This window comes from Segatella copri (assembly GCF_009494395.1).
Lineage (GTDB): Bacteria > Bacteroidota > Bacteroidia > Bacteroidales > Bacteroidaceae > Prevotella.
Map to the genome: position 1 here is coordinate 15,967 of NZ_VZCB01000031.1, position 18,460 is coordinate 34,426.

The window sequence follows — 18,460 nt, forward strand, 5'->3', positions numbered from 1 at the left end:
ATGAATAAAAAACAGGAAAATCTTTGGAGAATTTCGAAAATATTCGTAATTTTGCAAACGTTCAGTGGAATGAGGGGCTCGAATGAGTTCCTCATTTTATTTTAATAAGGTATTTATGATTGATAAAAACGTCGTTAAAAAATTAGTTGAAGAATGGCTCCAAGATAAGGAATATTTCTTGGTTAGCGTTGAAATCAGTCCGGACAATCGAATCGTGGTAGAGATAGACCATGCTGATGGTGTGTGGATTGAGGATTGTGTTGCCCTCAGTAGATATATTGAGGAACATTTGAGTCGTGATGAGGAAGATTATGAACTGGAAGTTGGTTCTGCTGGTCTTGGTCAACCATTCAAGGTTCCACAGCAGTATATCAACTTCGTTGGTAAGGAGGTAGAGGTGCTTGATGCTGATGGCGTCAAAGTAAAGGGCATCTTGAAAGCTGTGGACGGAAATGATTTCACAGTAGGCGTAGAGGAAAAGGTAAAGGTTGAGGGGAAAAAACGTCCTGTTAAGCAGGAGGTTGACCACGTTTATCAAATGGATAAAGTAAAGTATACAAAATATTTAATCAGTTTTAAATAAGCTATGGCTAAAAAAGATCAGGAAATTACAGCGAGTATGATTGATACATTCCGCGAGTTTAAAGAAACCAAGAATATCGACCGTACTACATTGGTAAGTGTGTTGGAGGAAAGTTTCCGCAACGTTCTTGCTAAGATTTTCGGTAGTGATGAGAATTTCGATGTTATCGTTAACCCTGACAAGGGCGATTTCGAGATCTATCGCAATCGTGTTGTTGTTGCTGACGGTGAAGTAGAGGACGAAAATAAGGAAATAACACTTACTGAGGCGCGCAAGATTGAGCCTGACTACGAGGTAGGTGAGGATGTAAGTGAGAAGGTTGATTTCAATAAGTTTGGTCGCCGTGCTATCTTGACTCTTCGCCAGACTTTGGCTTCTAAGATTCTTGAGTTGGAACACGATTCTCTTTTCAATAAGTACAAGGATCGTGTAGGACAGATCATTTCTGGTGAAGTTTACCAGGTTTGGAAGCGTGAGGTACTTATCGTAGACGATGAGAACAATGAACTTATCTTGCCTAAAACAGAGCAGATTCCTGGCGATATGTATCGTAAGGGCGAGACCGTTCGTGCAGTCATCGACCGCGTTGATAATGATAACAATAATCCTAAGATTATCTTGAGCCGTACAGCTCCTGCTTTCTTGCAGCGTTTGTTGGAGGCTGAAGTTCCTGAGATTGCAGAGGGCTTGATTGCTATCCGTCGTATTGCTCGCCTTCCTGGAGAACGCGCAAAGATTGCTGTTGAAAGCTTTGATGAGCGTATCGACCCAGTTGGAGCTTGTGTCGGTGTGAAGGGTAGTCGTGTTCACGGTATCGTACGTGAATTGAACAACGAGAATCTTGATGTTGTCAATTATACAGACAATGCCAAACTGTTCATTCAGCGTGCTTTGGCTCCTGCAGCCATTACTTCTGTAAACATCGATGATGAGAACAAGAAGGCTGAAGTGTTCTTGAAGCCTGATCAGGTGAGCAAGGCTATCGGTCGTGGCGGTATGAACATCAAGTTGGCTTCCATGCTGACAGAGTATACTATCGATGTATTCCGAGAAGTGGATGATAATGAAGCTGACGAGGATATCTACTTGGATGAATTCTCTGATGAGATTGACCAGTGGGTGATTGATGCCATCAAGGGCATTGGTCTCGATACAGCTAAGCAAGTACTCAATGCTCCACGCAACTTGTTGATTGAGAAGGCAGATTTGGAGGAAGAGACTGTCGACAATGTCATCAATGTATTGCGTACTGAATTCGAACAATAATTCCCTAGCTTGCTAGTGCTTGCTGGGAATCTAATTAAATTAAATAGGAGATAAATAAATATATATGAGCATCAGATTAAATAAAGCACTACGTGAATTAAATATAGGTCTTCAAACGGCAGTTGAATTCCTTGAAAATAAAAAAGAACTGGGAGAGGTGAAGGCTGAACCGAGCTTCAAAATCAGCGATGAGCAGTATCAGGCATTGAATGATGCCTTTAGCAAAGATAAGGAAGTTCGTGATCAGGCAGAGAAGCTCTTTACCAAAAAAACTAAGGATAAGAAACGTGCGCCAGAACAGAAGGACAATCGTTCCGAGAACGTATTGGAGTCGGGCAGACAGCAGTATAAGCCGCTGGGCAAGATCGACTTGGATAGTCTCGGTAAGAAATCTGCTGTACAGTCTGTTGCTGATAAGCCAGAGGTGCATGAGCAAGAGACTGCTGCCGTCAGTCCTGCGCCTAATAAAGAGATAGTAAAGGCTGAAAATAAGGATGAGAAGAGACAACAGAATGTCTCTCAACATAAACAGAATATGAAACAGGAGAATCAGCAAAAAACACAACAGGCAAAATCGCATGAATCTAAGGGGCTGCAGAATGGCCACAATCAGCAGAAAGCTGCACATCACAAGGGAGACAACCAACCTTCTAAGGTAGATAACAAGACTCAGCAGGATCAGACTGCTGTAGCTTTAGGAGGATCTAGCGTCTTTACTTTGAAAAGTGAGAAGAAAATGTCTTCTAACGAACCTAAGGTGTTAGGTAAGATTGACCTTTCTTCTTTGAATCAGAGCACTCGTCCTAAGAAGAAGTCTAAGGAGGAGCGCCGTAAGGAACGTGAGGAAAAATTGGCTCAGCAGCACAGCGAGCGTAAGAAGCGTGTTCGTATTAACAAAGAGCGTGTTGACATCAATGCCGAAGCAAAGAATAATAATGGCGACGGTGGTAATGGCCAGAATAGAGGTAATAATGGTGGCAACAAAAAGAACAGAAACAAGAACAGAAATAATAATAACAATAATAATAAGGGCAATAACAACAACCGTGGCAACCAGCGCCAGATCGAGGTTGATGACGAGGCTGTAGCACGCCAGGTTAAGGAGACTCTTGCACGTTTGACCAGCAAGAGTCAGAACAAGAAGGGCGCTAAGTACCGTAAGGAGAAGCGTGAGGCTGTTCAGGAGAAGTTGCAGGATCAGGCTCGTCAGGAGCAGAAGGAAAGCAAGACCCTGAAGCTTACAGAGTTCGTTACCGTTAGCGAGTTGGCTACAATGATGGATATCAGCGTTACTCAGGTTATCTCTACGCTGATGGGCGTAGGTATCATGGTATCTATCAACCAGCGCCTGGATGCAGAGACCATCAACATGGTAGCTGAGGAGTTCGGTTTCAAGACCGAATACGTGAGTGCCGAGGTTCAGGAGGCCGTGAGCGAGGAAGAGGATGATGAGAACGACTTGGTTCCACGTGCTCCAATCGTAACCGTCATGGGTCACGTAGACCATGGTAAGACCTCTTTGCTCGACTATATCCGCAATACCAATGTGATTGCCGGTGAGGCAGGTGGTATTACCCAGCATATCGGTGCATACAGTGTTACGCTGAACAGTGGTCGCAAGGTTACCTTCCTTGATACTCCAGGTCACGAGGCGTTTACCGCCATGCGTGCCCGTGGTGCCCAGGCTACCGATATCGCCATCATCATCATCGCAGCCGATGACTCCGTGATGCCTACTACCAAGGAGGCTATCGCCCATGCACAGGCTGCCGGTGTGCCAATGGTATTCGCTATCAACAAGATTGATAAGCCAGGTGCTAACCCAGACCGTATCCGTGAGGACTTGGCTAACATGAACCTGCTCGTAGAGGAGTGGGGTGGTAAGTATCAGTGCCAGGAAATCAGTGCCAAGAAGGGTATCGGTGTTCACGATCTGCTCGACAAGGTACTCCTCGAGGCTGATATGCTCGACTTGAAGGCTAACCCTAACCGTCGTGCAACAGGTACCATCATCGAGTCTTCTCTCGACAAGGGTCGTGGATATGTTTCTACCGTATTGGTTGCCAACGGTACCTTGAAGGTAGGCGACATCGTACTCGCCGGTACTTCTTGGGGTCGTGTCAAGGCGATGTTCAATGAGCGTAATGCCAATATCAAGTCGGCTGCTCCAGCTGAGCCAGCTATCATCCTCGGTTTGAACGGTGCGCCTACTGCAGGTGACCAGTTCCACGTAATCGAGACAGAGCAGGAGGCTCGAGAAATCGCCAACAAGCGTGAGCAGTTGCAGCGTGAGCAGGGCTTGCGTACTCAGAAGCGCTTGACCTTGGGTGATATCTCTCACCGTATCGCACGTGGTGAGTTCCACGAGTTGAACGTCATCGTGAAGGGTGATACCGACGGTTCTGTTGAGGCATTGAGCGACTCATTCATCAAGCTTTCTACCGAGAAGGTTCAGGTGAACGTAGTGAACAAGGCTGTGGGTCAGATTTCTGAGAACGACGTGATGCTGGCATCTGCTTCAGATGCAGTCATCGTTGGTTTCCAGGTTCGTCCATCTGCCGATGCTCGCAAGGCTGCCGACCGTGAGGGTGTTGAAATCAACACATACTCTATCATTTACGATGCTATCGACGATATCAAGAGCGCGATGGTAGGTATGCTCGACAAGGTGAAGAAGGAAATCGTTACCGGTCAGGTTGAGGTGAAGCAGACCTTCAAGATTTCCAAGGTGGGTACTATTGCCGGTGGTCTCGTTACCGAGGGTAAGGTACACGCTAAGGATAAGGCTCGCGTCATCCGTGACGGTATCGTCATCCGTACTGCAGAAATCGGTGCCTTGAAGCGTTACAAGGACGATGTCAAGGAGGTGGTTACCGGTATGGAGTGCGGTTTGAGCCTCGTCAACTACAACGATATCCAGGAGGGCGACGTTATCGAGACCTTCACTGAGATCGAGGTAGAGCAGAAGCTTTAATAAAGTGAAGAGTGAAGAACGAAAAGTGAAGAATTCATTTGTCTTTTCGCTCTATCCTATATATAATTAAGGTAGGGATGAGTCCTCAGCGGCTTATCCCTATTTAGGGTTAAAATAACGAAAGGTTATTCTAAATAAAATGGCAGAAATAGAGAAAGAACAGAATCAGGTTGTCAAGGATGTGATAGACCAGAAATACGAGTATGGTTTTACCACGGATGTGCATACTGAAATCATAGAAAAGGGTCTCAACGAGGATGTTGTGCGCCTGATCTCGCAGAAGAAAGGAGAGCCGGATTGGATGCTCGAATTTCGTCTGAAAGCCTACAATTACTGGAAGACGCTCAAGGAGCCAAAATGGGGACATGTTCACGTGCCACCTATTGACTACCAGGAGATTTCATACTATGCCGACCCTTTGGCAAAGAAGCCGAAGAACAAGGAAATTGATCCTGAGTTGGAGAAGACATTCGATAAACTCGGTATTCCTTTGGAGGAGCGTTTGGCTTTGAGCGGTACCGCCGTAGATGCCATCATGGACTCTGTGTCGGTAAAGACTACTTTCAAGGAGAAACTCCGTGAGAAGGGCGTCATCTTCTGCAGTATTGGTGAGGCTGTGAAGGAGCATCCTGATTTGGTAAGCGAGTATCTGGGAACCGTAGTTCCTTATCGTGATAACTTTTATGCAGCCTTGAACAGTTGCGTATTCAGTGATGGCTCATTCGTTTATATTCCTAAGGGCGTCCGCTGTCCGATGGAGTTGAGCAGTTACTTCCGCATCAATGCCCGTAACACCGGTCAGTTTGAGCGTACATTGATTATCGCTGATGATGATGCTTACGTTTCTTATCTGGAGGGATGTACAGCGCCGATGCGTGATGAGAACCAGCTCCATGCGGCTATCGTAGAGATTATCGTCAAGGATAATGCTGAGGTGAAATACTCTACTGTTCAGAACTGGTATCCTGGTGATGAGCATGGTAAGGGTGGTGTGCTGAACCTGGTAACCAAGCGAGGCGACTTGCGTGGTGTGAACTCTAAGTTGAGCTGGACTCAGGTAGAGACGGGTTCTGCGATTACCTGGAAGTATCCTTCCTGCATCTTGCGTGGCGACAACTCTGTAGCTGAGTTCTATAGTGTGGCTGTTACCAACAACTATCAGGAGGCTGATACCGGTACCAAGATGATTCACATGGGTAAGAACACCAAGAGTACCATCATCTCGAAGGGTATCTCGGCAGGTCATAGCCAGAACTCCTATCGTGGTCTGGTTCGTGCTACATCCAATGCCGACAATGCCCGCAACTACAGTTCCTGTGACTCCTTGTTGCTGGGTAGCGATTGTGGAGCGCATACCTTCCCATATATGGATGCCCATAACGACACAGCCGTGTTCGAGCATGAGGCAACTACCTCGAAGATTTCAGAAGACCAGCTCTTCTATTGTAATCAGCGAGGCATTCCTACCGAGGAGGCTGTCGGCTTGATCGTAAACGGTTATGCCAAGGATGTGCTCAACAAGTTGCCTATGGAGTTTGCCGTAGAGGCACAGAAACTCCTGAGTGTTTCACTCGAAGGCACCGTTGGCTAAGAATAATAAGAAAGAGAGGTGGTTATGAAAAGAATGTTGTTGATGTTATTGTTAGTTGATAGCTTGAACTTAACGGCTCAAGACCTTTTCAATCATCAAAAAAATGGCTTGACGGCACAGCAAGATTCCATCGTTGCATCTTTTGTTGCGAAATGCAAGCAAGAGCAAAATGTGTATCTTCGTTGTGGTCGATATTGTCATGTTGATGAGTCTGACCCTACATTGACCAAGTCCATTATGCAGACATCGAGTTATGTTCCGCAGATGAAGGGTAAGGTCATACGACCAGGTGAGTGCTCATTTTGGGTACTAGACCCTCCTTCGTTGTTTGTGCAATGGGGCTGGGAGAAGTCACCATCTTTCTTTGAAGAGTTATGTTCCAATATTTTGAACGCATTTTTTAAGTAATAATATGTTAGAGGTAAAGAATCTGCATGCTACTATTGCAGGCAAAGAAATATTGAAAGGTATCAACCTGACCATTAAGGATGGTGAGATACATGCGATTATGGGACCTAACGGTTCTGGTAAGTCAACCTTGAGCGCTGTGCTCACAGGTAACCCTCTCTATACCGTAACCGAGGGCGAGGCTATCTTCAACGGCAAGAACCTTCTGGAAATGAAGCCAGAGGACCGTGCCCGTGAGGGATTGTTCCTTTCTTTCCAGTATCCGGTGGAGATTCCTGGCGTATCTATGACCAACTTCATGCGTGCGGCTATCAATGCCAAGCGTGAGTATCAGGGCTTGGAACCATTGAACACCAGTGAATTCATGAAGTTGATGCGCGAGAAACGTGCGTTGGTGGAATTGGATAGCAAGTTGGCTCGCCGTTCTGTAAACGAAGGCTTCTCGGGTGGTGAGAAGAAGCGCAACGAGATTTTCCAGATGGCTATGCTGGAGCCAAAGCTTTCTATTCTCGATGAAACCGACTCTGGTCTTGACGTGGATGCGATGCGTATCGTGGCAGACGGTGTGAACAAGATGCATACCGATCAGACTTCTGCCATCGTCATCACTCACTATGAGCGTTTGCTCGATATGATTAAGCCAAGTGTGGTTCACGTTCTTTATAAAGGTAGAATTGTGAAAACTGCAGGTCCTGAACTTGCCAAGGAGATTGAGACTCGTGGTTATGACTGGATTAAGGCTGAGGTAGATGAGAAATAATAAGGAGGATGGCTATGCTTTCAGAAAAACAATATTTAGATTTGTATCAGTCTTCTTCGAGAATGATCAAGAGGAACAGTGCTGAGGTTCTCAACGCAGTTCGTGATGCTGCATTCGAGGACTTCCGTCGCTTGGGCTTCCCTTCCCGTAAGGTAGAAAGATACAAATATACCGATATGAGCGCCATCTTCGAGCCTGATTATGGTTTGAATTTGAATCGCTTGGAAATTCCAGTAGATCCATACCAGGCTTTCCGTTGCGATGTTCCTAATCTGAGTACTTCACTTTACTTCGTAGTGAACGATGCTTTCTATAATAAAGCTCTTCCAAAAGTGGAGTTGCCAGAGGGTGTTATCGTGGATTCTTTGTGCAAGGTTGCTACAGAAAATCCCGAATTCATCGCAAAATACTATGCTAAGATTGCAAAAACCGATGAAGATGGTATCACTGCATTGAACACATTCCTGGCACAGGATGGCTTGCTGATTTATGTTCCAAAGAATGTAAAGGTAGAGCGAACTATTCAGGTCATCAATATTCTCCGTTCGGATGTAGATTTGATGGTAAACCGCCGTGTTCTCATCGTCATGGAACAGGGTGCTGAGGCTAAGTTCCTCTTCTGCGACCATGCAGCCGATGACAAGAACTTCCTCGCAACCCAGGTTATCGAGGCATTCGTAGGCGAGAATGCCAGTCTCGACCTCTATTGCCTGGAGGAGACTCATTACAAGAACCGCCGTGTAAGCAACGTGTATATCGAGCAGCAGGCTAACAGCCGTGTAAACCATAACGTCATCACGCTTCATAATGGTATCACCCGCAACCGTCTTGATCTCGTATTCAAGGGCGAGGGAGCTGAGTGCTTCTGCAATGGTTGTGTGATTGCCGACAAGAACCAGGTGGTTGATAACAATACGCTCATCGATCATCAGGTGGGTCATTGTACCAGCAACGAGCTTTATAAGTATGTACTCGATGGTGAGGCACGTGGTGCTTTTGCCGGTAGGGTATTGGTTCGTTATGGTGCCCAGAAGACTACTTCTCAGGAAACCAACCAGAACCTCTGTGCTACGAAGACTGCCCGTATGTTCACCCAGCCTATGCTGGAAATCTATGCCGACGATGTGAAATGTGCACACGGTAGTACCGTCGGTCAGCTCAACGATGCGGCATTGTTCTATATGCAGCAGCGTGGAGTGAGCCGTGAGGAGGCCAAGTTGCTCCTTCAGTTTGCATTTATCAACGAAGTCATCGACAAGATGGAGCTGGAGCCATTACGTGATCGTCTGCATCATCTTGTAGAGAAGCGATTCCGTGGTGAACTCAATAAGTGCGAGGGCTGCAAGCTTTGCAAGTAGATAATATCCTTTTAAAGGAGTTAAGTTCTTAAAAATATGTATGATATCAATCAAGTAAGAGCAGATTTCCCGATTTTATCGAGAAAGGTCTATGATAAGCCATTGGTGTATCTGGATAATGCGGCAACCACGCAGAAGCCATTGTGCGTGCTCGATGCCATGCGCGACGAATATCTCAATGTAAATGCCAATGTGCATCGTGGTGTTCACTATCTCTCTCAGCAGGCTACCGACCTTCATGAGGCAGCCCGCGAAACCGTGCGCAAGTTTATCAATGCGCCTAAGGTTGAGGAAGTCATCTTTACCCGCGGTACTACCGAGAGTCTGAATCTCGTGGTTTCATCGTTTTGTGATGCCTTTATGAGCGAGGGCGATGAGGTGATTATCTCTACCATGGAGCATCACTCCAATATCGTGCCTTGGCAGTTGCAGGCAGCTAAGAAGGGAATCGCCATCCGTGTAATCCCTATCAACGATAAAGGTGAAATTAACCTCGATGAATTCGCCAATTTATTTACCGAACGCACCAAAATCGTGAGCATAGCCCAGGTGAGCAACGTGCTCGGTACGGTGAATCCGGTTAAAAAGATGATTAAGATTGCCCATGAGCACGATGTGCCTGTCATGGTGGATGGCGCTCAGAGTACTCCTCATTTTGCTGTGGATGTACAGGATATGGATTGCGATTTCTTCGCTTTCAGCGGACATAAGATTTATGGTCCTACCGGTATCGGTGTGCTTTACGGCAAGGAAGAATGGCTCGACAAGTTGCCTCCTTATCAGGGAGGTGGTGAAATGATCGAGAGTGTGAGTTTCGAGAAGACTACTTTCGAGAAGTTGCCTTTCAAGTTCGAGGCTGGTACTCCTGACTATGTAGCTACCCATGGTTTGGCAAAGGCCATCGATTATGTCTCTGCACTTGGCATGGATAATATCGCCAAGCATGAGCAGGAACTCACCCGTTACTGCATGGAGCAGATGCGAACCATCGATGGAATCAGACTTTTTGGTGAGCAGGAGGGCAAGGATGCCGTTGTCAGCTTCTTGGTTGGTGATATTCATCACATGGACATGGGAACATTGCTCGACCGTCTGGGCATTGCTGTCCGTACCGGTCATCATTGTGCTCAGCCTTTAATGGACCGTTATGGTATTCTCGGCACCGTTCGTGCCAGCTTTGCCTTGTACAATACCAAGGAGGAGGTTGATGCGCTTGTAGCAGGCGTAAAACGCGTTTCTCAGATGTTCTAAAAGCTTTTATATATAATGATTCCCCATTTCTATGATGGAATTGGGGAATTATTGTTTTTTATATTAACATAAAACAACCTAAAAACAAACAAATGAAAAGAATATTTTTAAGTGCTTTTCTGTTGGTCTCCTTGAGCCTTTCTGCTCAGAATATAGATAGAAAGCAGGTAGTAGAGAGGAATAATCCTCCTGTAGTGACGATGGATTCGTTGAATTCTCTGTCTGTGGGTAATGGTGGCTTTGCCATGACTGTCGATGGAACCGGCCTTCAGTCTTTCCCTAAGTCTTATTCCAAGGGCGTTCCTTTGGGTACGATGAGCGATTGGGGCTGGCATTCATTTGCCAATCCTGAGAATTATAAACCAGAAGAAAGTTGGCATTATTATGACTATGGAAGAGGAAGAAAGGAGCCATACGCTACCCAGATTAAGGAAGATAAGAGAAAGAAGGCAGCAGGAGATTGGTATCGTGTCAATCCTCATCGTCTGCATTTGGGTACATTGGGACTTTCTCTGGGGTCTGATCCTAAGAATATACAGCAGGTTAACCAAATTTTGGACATGTGGGATGGAATGATTAAGAGCAGCTTTATTTATCATGGTCGTGCTTATCATGTGGAGACCACTTGTCATCCTGAGCTGGATATGATTGCTACTCACGTCCAGTCTAAAGGTTCTATTGCATTTGATATCCGTTTTGCTTATCCTACAGGCGGTCATTGTGATGATGCTTGCGATTGGAATAAAGATCATCTTCATTCCACAATGCTTGTTTCACAGGATAAGAATTCTGCCGTATTGAAACGAACTATCGATGAAACCGTCTATTTCGTGATGTTAAGATGGCAGGGTACAGCTAAACTCAAGCAGAAAGGCAAGAACTTCTATCAGCTGCAGTCAAAGTCTGCTGACTTGAAGCTGACCTGTGAATATGCAGAACAGGTTTCTTCTGTGAGCAAGACCTTTGCTGAGGTTGCGGATGCAGCCAAGGTTTATTGGAATCGCTATTGGCAGAAAGGAGCGATGGTAGATTTCGGACAGTGTAAGGATCCTCGTGCTCAGGAGATGGAGCGCCGTGTAGTGTTGAGTCAATATCTGCTGGCTATTCAGGATGCAGGTGAAACTCCTCCACAGGAAACCGGTCTTACCTATAATTCCTGGTTTGGCAAGTTCCATTTGGAGATGATTCTCTGGCATCAGGCACAATTTGCCTTGTGGGGACATCCTGAATTGTTGGAGCGTTCTTTATCCTGGTATTTCAAGGCAGAGCCGAATGCCCGCAAGATTGCCCAGCGACAGGGATTCAAGGGAGTAAGATGGATGAAGATGACTGATCCTGGTGCTGGTGAGGCTCCATCAAGTGTAGGAAGTTTCTTGATTTGGCAACAGCCACACCTCATTTATTTGGCAGAATTGCTTTATCGTGCCAATCCTTCGCCTGCCATCTTGCAGAAATATGCGAAACTGGTCGATGAAACAGCTGAATTTATGGGCGACTTTGCAGAATATGATAAGGAGAAAGACCGTTATATTCTTCGCGGTTGTATTGCTGCCCAGGAAACTTTACCTGCCGCTACAACCGTTAATCCTCCTTTCGAACTCAGTCAGTGGCATTGTGCCTTGAAGATTGCGCAGGAATGGCGTGAACGACTGGGTAAGGCTCGTGATGTTCATTGGGACGATATCATTGCCAAGATCTCTCCTCTTGCATCTAAAGACAGTTTATACCTTGCTGCAGAGACCGAGCCTGATACCTATACTAAGGTTCGTATGTTCAGTGATCATCCAGCCGTGATGGGTGCCATCGGTCTGTTCCCATATAATAGTAGAATGATTGATTTTGCCAAGATGAAGAAGACCGAGCAATGGATTTGGAAGAACTGGAAATGGAATACTTCCTGGGGCTGGGATTATCCGATGATGGCAATGGGAGCTGCCCGTATGGGAGAGCCGGAGAATGCAGTAGGAGCTTTGATGATGAATCAGCAGAAGAATACGTATCTGGTAAGCGGTCATAACTATCAGGATGCCCGTTTGCGCCTTTATCTTCCTGGCAATGGCGGTTTGTTGATGGCTGTAGCCATGATGTGTGCCGGCTGGGACGGTAGTATTCATCCAAATCCGGGATTCCCGCAGGATGGCAATTGGAATGTGAAATGGGAAGGCTTGAAGCCTTTGCTTTAATAATAAGATGTATCATCAAGAATCAAGAATATGTTAGAAAGTCATTATTATAAGGATATGATAGAGGCTGGCTGCGATGAGGCTGGCCGTGGATGCTTGGCAGGCAGCGTATATGCTGCCGCCGTCATCCTCCCACCCAATTATCAGAATGCCGATTTAAACGACAGTAAGAAGCTTACTGACAAGAAGCGCAAGGCGCTCCGCGAGCAGATAGAAAGAGATGCCGTAGCTTGGGCTGTGGGCATTGTTACTCCCGAAGAAATCGACAAAATCAATATTCTCAATGCCAGTTTTCTGGCGATGCACCGTGCTTTGGACCAGTTGAAAGTTCGTCCGGAGGCGGTTATCGTGGATGGTAATCGTTTTAAGCCATATAAGGATTTGCCTTATACAACCATCGTAAAGGGAGACGGTAAGTATCTGGCGATTGCTGCGGCAAGCATCCTTGCCAAGACCTATCGTGATGATTACATGGATGCGCTGGCAGAAGAATATCCGCAGTACGACTGGAAATGCAACAAGGGTTATCCTACCAAGAAACATCGTGCTGCCATCAGGGAATATGGAGTCACTCCATATCATCGCATGAGTTACAATCTTTTAGGTACTGGCGAATTGAGTATAGATTTCAAGGATTAGAGGCTACAGATTTGGTCCTTTAAAACAAAGTCTGTTTTTTCTGTCGATTATTATAAACGAAAAGGAGGTAAATGCCGTCGATTGGTATTTACCTCCTTTTCGTTTTTTCAGACAGATACGGAGAATGTCTAATCTGTCTTTTACCATCAAGACGATATTAGAAGTCAAGAGTAATACCCTTTTCGTCAATCTTCTTGTATGTCTTGTCGTTGACAATCACATTCTTTGAGTTTTTGGCATCGAAGGTGTGATTTTTTGCACTTACCTTGATGTTTTCGAGCTTCACGCCATCGGTACGGTTGATGACAATACCATACTCTGCATTGTTTACCTCCATATCCTTGATGTGGATATTGCTTACCGGCATCTCTGGAAGGCCATTGAAGTAAGCAGCACGACGGGCTGTACGGCAGATGACATGGTTGATGTCGATATTGCGGAAGCAAGGAGTTGTCTCATCTACCTTGAACTTCTGTACCTTCTGGCTCTTAGCCTCATCGCCATCGTTGAGAACTTCTACGGCAGACTTGCCGCCGTAATAGAGATCGAAGGTGATGACATCGGTCTGGATATCAAACATTGACATGTTGTCGATGTAGATATTCTCTACTACGCCACCACGGCCACGGGTACTCTTGAAACGGAGACCTACATCGGTGCCGAGGAACTGGCAGTCGCTCACCTTGATGTTCTTCACACCACCGCTCATCTCGCTACCTACAACGAAACCGCCATGACCCTTGAATACGGTACAGCCGTTTACGATGACATTCTCGCAAGGAATGCCGCGCTTTCTTCCGTCAGCATCCTTACCGCTCTTGATGCAGATACCGTCATCGCCTACGTCGAAAGTAGAATTGACGATAAGTGCATTCTTGCAGCTCTCCAGGTCGAGACCATCACCGTTCTGAGCGTAAGAAGGGTTGCGGACCAATACATCTTCAATAAGAACGTTCTCGCACATCAGCGGATGAATGTTCCATGCTGGTGAATTCTGGAAGATAACACCATTGAGCCAGACGTTCTTGCAGCTAACGAGGCTGATCATTACAGGACGGAGGAAACGCTTGATCTCGTTCCACTCTTCTTCAGAAGCAGGAGTCTTTGGCACATTCATGTTGGCGCTGTTGTCTGCCTTCAATGCACCCTCAGTTGGGAACCAGTAGTCTGCTCTCTTGAATGCACCGCCACGTGAAGTGATCTGCTTCCACTGAGCTTCGGTAACCTTCTGCTTCTTCAAAGGACGCCAGTATTCTCCGTTTCCGTCGATGCATCCCTGACCAGTAATTGCCACGTTGGTAAGATTATGACCAGAGATAGGTGACTGGCAGCGGCGTGTATCCAAACCCTCGAATGATGTATCTACAAAAGGGTAGAGGGCATCGTCTGGTGAGAAAAGGATGACAGCACCTTTTTCGAGATGCAGGTTGATATTGCTCTTCAAAACGATAGGACCTGTGAACCATACGCCTTGTGGCACAACGAGTTTACCGCCACCTTTCTGGGTGAGTGACTCAATAGCCTTGGCAAAGGCTGTGGTACAGAGAGAAGAACCGTCGCCAATAGCACCAAAATCCTTGAGGTTTACCTCATTGGCGGGGAACTGTGGACGGGTCACCTTTTCCATCTGGAATGGCAGATTCTCATATAGAGCATCATACTTCTTGATGTCGGTTGCCTGGGCACTGAGTGCCAGCAAGCAAGCACAAACCATGCTAAAAATTTTCTTCATGACTGTAATTATGTTTTTGTTTGTTTTATAAATCATTGTTAGCTTCCGTCTGCAAATTTATGAATAATATCTGATTTCACCAAACGAAAGTATCAGATTATGCCTATAAAACATCGCAAACGTTTTCAGTCTTTTTCTAGCAAATACTTGTAGTTGTATATTTGCATGAATGGATGTAATATTGCTCGAAGGATGGCTATCGGGTCTTTTTCGTAGGTGTAAAACAAGATATGCCTATATTTTACATACATTTTGATGAGTCCTAATAATGCTGTTATGCTGGTTTTACTTTCGTAGTCCATCAACTTTATGGCATCCTTATATATTTTTTCTTCAGACGGGATTGTTTTTAGAAAACCTGCTCTTACCGCAAAATGTTTAGCCATTAACGGTTTTATTTTGTGATAATAGCGAATACCAAATCCTATCATGGATAAAGCATTGTTGGCAGAACGTATTCTCTTCTTGTCGTATGCAGAGTAAGAGGCAGCTCCTTGATAACGTCGCTGTTTCACGACAATCTTATCTATGAGGATGATTCTGTTAAGTGCAGCTGCCGTCTGACCAAGAATGACATCATACCATGTATGTGTATAGATAGGACATGATTCTAGATTCTTTGGTAAAAAGGTTAATAATTCTTTTCTAAAGAGTGTGCAGTGTCCAGGCATAGATGCATACATCATCCTTATGATATTACAGTTGGGTTTTCGGCTGTCGTAATGGATGGAAATGTTTTTGTCTTCTTTGCAGTAAAAGGGGACTGAACGACCTACGCACATGAGGTTGTCACCGATGCTTTCCGACATGATTTCTAATTTGTTGGATTCCCAAATATCATCTTGGTCGCTGATGGCAATCAAGTCGCCTGTAGCCCGTTTGATGGCACTGAAGAAATTATTATTGATACCTCTTTCTTTAGGATTCTTATATACCTTAATATATGGGTATCTTTCTGCATATTCCAGTAGGATGTTCCAAGTCTCATCCGAGGAACCGTCGTCTTGTGCAATAACTTCGTATGGAGACAGTGATTGAGAAACAATGGAGTCAAGCTGCTCTCCGAGAAACTTGGCTCCATTATAAGTACAGATTACGATAGAGATTTTCATATTTCAATATTTTTTTGCAAAATTACTGCCATGTTTGCAAAAAAATATTGAAACTTCAAAACTATAAGTTCAATGATTTTTCATTGGAAAAGGATTGAAACCGCAGTTTTTGCCGAATTCATCGGGAAAAGCACCTTGTTTTCTCTCGTTTTGTAGCATTTGCTAATGTATGTCTTGTTGTAATAAAAGCAGATTTTATTCGTTTTAGTTTAAAAATATGATTTTATGAGAAGAAATTACATTCAACAGCTTGTGCTATTTTTTGCTTGTTTGATTATCTCTGTTTCTTGCAATAGAGAGGAAAATGCATGTAGGTTAAAGGAAATGGAGCATCTGATTTCTGAAAATCCTCAAATGGCATTAGATTCTTTAAATAAATTACGGAATACTGCGACCCTTGTTGGTCATGCCACTTATAATCATTATCTGTTATGCTTGGCTGATGCTCAAAATAAAGCTGGGGCAAAAGTGGTTGCACCTAATATTTTTCAGTCAGTAGTTACGTATTATGAAAATGCTGGGACAATCTATGACCAAGTACGGGCTTTTTATCTGATGGGTAGTTCCTATCGTGATGCTGGTGAAAGCATAAAAGCCTTAGAAGCATATAATAAAGCTTTAGAGTCGGCAGAGTTTGGACAGAAAGATGAGATAATGTACTCTCTTCTTTCAAGGATTCATGGACAGATGGCACAGATATATATTGCTCAGAGATTACCAGCGCATGTTGTGAAGTCATGCGAAAATGCATGTAAGTATTCTTTGTTGGCAAAAGATACAACATCTGCAGCCATATTTCTAGGAGGTGCTTGCTTTGGTTATAAGATGCAGAATGACAATCAAGCTTCAGTTGCCATTATTCTTAGAGCTCAAAAGATATTAAGACAAGTAAAGAACTATCAATTGGCTGCCATGTGTTCGTCTGTTATTATCGAACCTTATTTAAAGTTGGGACAGTATGATAAGGCAAGAGATTGTATTCTTTCTTATGAAAAATATTCAGGTGTTTTTGATAAGGATGGTAATATTGAGAAAGGTCGTGAAGTCTTTTATTATGATAAAGGGTTATATTTTATGGCTGTAAACCAGTTAGATTCTGCTGAATGTTATTTCAGAAAGGCCTTAAAAAATAAGAATGATGGAGATTGTCAGGAAGGCGGGCATCGGAGTCTTTATTTATTGTATAAGAAGATAGGTAATAAGGATTCTTTGGCAAAATATGCAGATTTGGCTTATCAGATTAATGATAAGCGGGTACTGGAACTTTCTACCCGTGAAATCCAGAATATGCAACAACTTTATAATTATACCCGAAACCAGGAAATAGCTAAGCAGGAACAGATGCGTGCTGATGGATTGAAAAGGTGGTTAATAGTTGTTGTGAGTTTTTGTCTTCTTGGTGTTATGTTCGGAATTTTAGTCTATAGGCATTATGCTGCTAATAGGAGTAAAGAACGTGAGAATTATAAGGCAAAACTCGAAGAATTGGCAGAGGCAAAAAGAAAACAGCAACTATTAGCAGATAACAGAATAGAGCAGATGAGTTTGGATAATGAACGCCAAATACGCATTTTGGAAAAGCAACTTGTTGGTTATCAGAATGCGAGGCAGCTATCTGTTTCGCAAATGAAGGAAGATGAAGTACAAGCTAGTTCTATCTGTCAGCATTTGCATCGTGTGGGGTGTGGACTTTCTACTTTGGAAGTTAATGATTGGAAAGAACTGGAGAAATTGCTTTTTGATGAGTTTCCTTCATTTAAATTGAAAATGATGGCAGTGAAAAATTCTATTTTAATAGACGATTATCAACTCTGTCTTTTAGCTAGAGTTCGTTTCACTCCGTCAGAAATTGGAAATATTCTTGGTGTTAAACCTTCAAATGTAACGATGAAAAGAAAAAGAATGCTCAATGCTCTTTTTGATAAAATTGGTAATGCCAAGGAATTTGATAAACTTCTTCTGTCTCTCTGTTAAATGTGTAGACGTTTCGCTTTCTGCCTTACTATGGCACAATATTGCCCCTAGGCGGGCAACTTTTTGCCATTGGCAGATAAAAAATAATACGTCGGGAGAAAGATTCCATCAGGTCTATCTCTGTCATTTACTAGGTGCATTTTGGCAGTAGGTTGAGTAGTTTTGCTTGCGAAAAAAGCTACTCTCGATTTTACCCTTCACCCTTCACTTTTTCGCTTGAACCCCCGATAAACACTGGGGGTGCGAGGGGTGAAGGGTTTCGCTAACCCTTCACCCACCCTTCACCTCAGCAGAATTTTGAACTGCTTAAAAGGAGGATTCTGTTACTCTGGGAATAGGAATAAGACTTCAACTAAGCCCCATGTAAATTTCAACTAAGCTCTACGTAACCTTCAATTAAGCCCCACGTAACCTTCAATTAAGCCCCACGTAAACTTTATCTAAGGCTTAAACCAGTTTCAAATAAGGCTTAAATCAACTTCAAAGAAGGCTTAAGCCAAGCTTAATAGAAGCTTAAAGCCACTCATAATAGAAGCCTTGGAGCAAGCCTTAATGGAAACCTAAAAGCAGAAAGGTAAGCGGCTCCGCGTTTATACCATTGTAGTCTTCTCTTTTGTTCGTACCTTTGC

At 44.3% G+C, this 18,460-nt stretch carries 13 protein-coding genes; 11 read left to right on the forward strand and 2 right to left on the reverse strand.

Annotated features, from left to right (window positions below; all coding sequences use genetic code 11):
* Positions 1-115 precede the first annotated feature (115 nt).
* From rimP to F7D73_RS03345, 10 genes are all read left to right on the forward strand, one after another.
* Complete coding sequence (rimP, locus tag F7D73_RS03300; RefSeq protein WP_153122272.1) at positions 116-583, forward strand: ribosome assembly cofactor RimP; 468 nt, start codon at positions 116-118, stop codon at positions 581-583.
* A gap of 3 nt (positions 584-586) precedes the next feature.
* Positions 587-1,849: a transcription termination factor NusA gene (nusA, locus tag F7D73_RS03305; RefSeq protein ID WP_153122273.1), complete on the forward strand. Its 1,263-nt coding sequence runs from the start codon at positions 587-589 to the stop codon at positions 1,847-1,849.
* 64 nt (positions 1,850-1,913) lie between these two features.
* The gene (gene infB, locus F7D73_RS03310; protein ID WP_153122274.1) at positions 1,914-4,823 is read left to right on the forward strand and encodes a translation initiation factor IF-2; all 2,910 of its coding nucleotides are present in this window, start codon (positions 1,914-1,916) and stop codon (positions 4,821-4,823) included.
* A 139-nt stretch (positions 4,824-4,962) separates the two neighbouring features.
* Complete coding sequence (sufB, locus tag F7D73_RS03315) at positions 4,963-6,414, forward strand: Fe-S cluster assembly protein SufB (protein ID WP_153122275.1); 1,452 nt, start codon at positions 4,963-4,965, stop codon at positions 6,412-6,414.
* 24 nt (positions 6,415-6,438) lie between these two features.
* Positions 6,439-6,822, forward strand: coding sequence for a hypothetical protein (locus tag F7D73_RS03320; RefSeq protein ID WP_134842989.1), 384 nt, complete (start codon positions 6,439-6,441; stop codon positions 6,820-6,822).
* Between the two features lie 4 nt (positions 6,823-6,826).
* Positions 6,827-7,582: a Fe-S cluster assembly ATPase SufC gene (gene sufC, locus F7D73_RS03325; RefSeq protein ID WP_022111235.1), complete on the forward strand. Its 756-nt coding sequence runs from the start codon at positions 6,827-6,829 to the stop codon at positions 7,580-7,582.
* Between the two features lie 14 nt (positions 7,583-7,596).
* The gene (sufD, locus tag F7D73_RS03330; protein ID WP_153122283.1) at positions 7,597-8,940 is read left to right on the forward strand and encodes a Fe-S cluster assembly protein SufD; all 1,344 of its coding nucleotides are present in this window, start codon (positions 7,597-7,599) and stop codon (positions 8,938-8,940) included.
* 36 nt (positions 8,941-8,976) lie between these two features.
* Complete coding sequence (locus F7D73_RS03335; protein WP_153122276.1) at positions 8,977-10,191, forward strand: aminotransferase class V-fold PLP-dependent enzyme; 1,215 nt, start codon at positions 8,977-8,979, stop codon at positions 10,189-10,191.
* A 92-nt stretch (positions 10,192-10,283) separates the two neighbouring features.
* On the forward strand, positions 10,284-12,374 hold the full coding sequence (locus tag F7D73_RS03340; RefSeq protein WP_153122277.1) for a hypothetical protein: 2,091 nt from the start codon (positions 10,284-10,286) through the stop codon (positions 12,372-12,374).
* 30 nt (positions 12,375-12,404) lie between these two features.
* Positions 12,405-13,013, forward strand: coding sequence for a ribonuclease HII (locus F7D73_RS03345; RefSeq protein ID WP_153122278.1), 609 nt, complete (start codon positions 12,405-12,407; stop codon positions 13,011-13,013).
* Between the two features lie 157 nt (positions 13,014-13,170).
* Here the strand turns inward: F7D73_RS03345 and F7D73_RS03350 are convergent, their stop codons facing one another.
* Together F7D73_RS03350 and F7D73_RS03355 are read right to left on the reverse strand one after the other, a co-directional pair.
* Positions 13,171-14,745, reverse strand: coding sequence for a glycoside hydrolase family 28 protein (locus tag F7D73_RS03350; protein ID WP_153122279.1), 1,575 nt, complete (start codon positions 14,743-14,745; stop codon positions 13,171-13,173).
* A gap of 125 nt (positions 14,746-14,870) precedes the next feature.
* The gene (locus tag F7D73_RS03355; RefSeq protein WP_153122280.1) at positions 14,871-15,857 is read right to left on the reverse strand and encodes a glycosyltransferase; all 987 of its coding nucleotides are present in this window, start codon (positions 15,855-15,857) and stop codon (positions 14,871-14,873) included.
* A 225-nt stretch (positions 15,858-16,082) separates the two neighbouring features.
* Here F7D73_RS03355 and F7D73_RS03360 point away from each other — a divergent pair, with 225 nt between their 5' ends.
* Complete coding sequence (locus F7D73_RS03360; protein WP_153122281.1) at positions 16,083-17,831, forward strand: tetratricopeptide repeat protein; 1,749 nt, start codon at positions 16,083-16,085, stop codon at positions 17,829-17,831.
* Positions 17,832-18,460 lie beyond the last annotated feature (629 nt).

Excerpts from the sequence above, each read along its gene's own strand:
- rimP (WP_153122272.1), top strand. The coding sequence starts at position 116 with ATGATTGATAAAAACGTCGTTAAAAAATTAGTTGAAGAATGGCTCCAA.
- nusA (WP_153122273.1), top strand. The coding sequence starts at position 587 with ATGGCTAAAAAAGATCAGGAAATTACAGCGAGTATGATTGATACATTC.
- infB (WP_153122274.1), top strand. The coding sequence starts at position 1,914 with ATGAGCATCAGATTAAATAAAGCACTACGTGAATTAAATATAGGTCTT.
- sufB (WP_153122275.1), top strand. The coding sequence starts at position 4,963 with ATGGCAGAAATAGAGAAAGAACAGAATCAGGTTGTCAAGGATGTGATA.
- F7D73_RS03320 (WP_134842989.1), top strand. The coding sequence starts at position 6,439 with ATGAAAAGAATGTTGTTGATGTTATTGTTAGTTGATAGCTTGAACTTA.
- sufC (WP_022111235.1), top strand. The coding sequence starts at position 6,827 with ATGTTAGAGGTAAAGAATCTGCATGCTACTATTGCAGGCAAAGAAATA.
- sufD (WP_153122283.1), top strand. The coding sequence starts at position 7,597 with ATGCTTTCAGAAAAACAATATTTAGATTTGTATCAGTCTTCTTCGAGA.
- F7D73_RS03335 (WP_153122276.1), top strand. The coding sequence starts at position 8,977 with ATGTATGATATCAATCAAGTAAGAGCAGATTTCCCGATTTTATCGAGA.
- F7D73_RS03340 (WP_153122277.1), top strand. The coding sequence starts at position 10,284 with ATGAAAAGAATATTTTTAAGTGCTTTTCTGTTGGTCTCCTTGAGCCTT.
- F7D73_RS03345 (WP_153122278.1), top strand. The coding sequence starts at position 12,405 with ATGTTAGAAAGTCATTATTATAAGGATATGATAGAGGCTGGCTGCGAT.
- F7D73_RS03350 (WP_153122279.1), bottom strand. The coding sequence starts at position 14,745 with ATGAAGAAAATTTTTAGCATGGTTTGTGCTTGCTTGCTGGCACTCAGT.
- F7D73_RS03355 (WP_153122280.1), bottom strand. The coding sequence starts at position 15,857 with ATGAAAATCTCTATCGTAATCTGTACTTATAATGGAGCCAAGTTTCTC.
- F7D73_RS03360 (WP_153122281.1), top strand. The coding sequence starts at position 16,083 with ATGAGAAGAAATTACATTCAACAGCTTGTGCTATTTTTTGCTTGTTTG.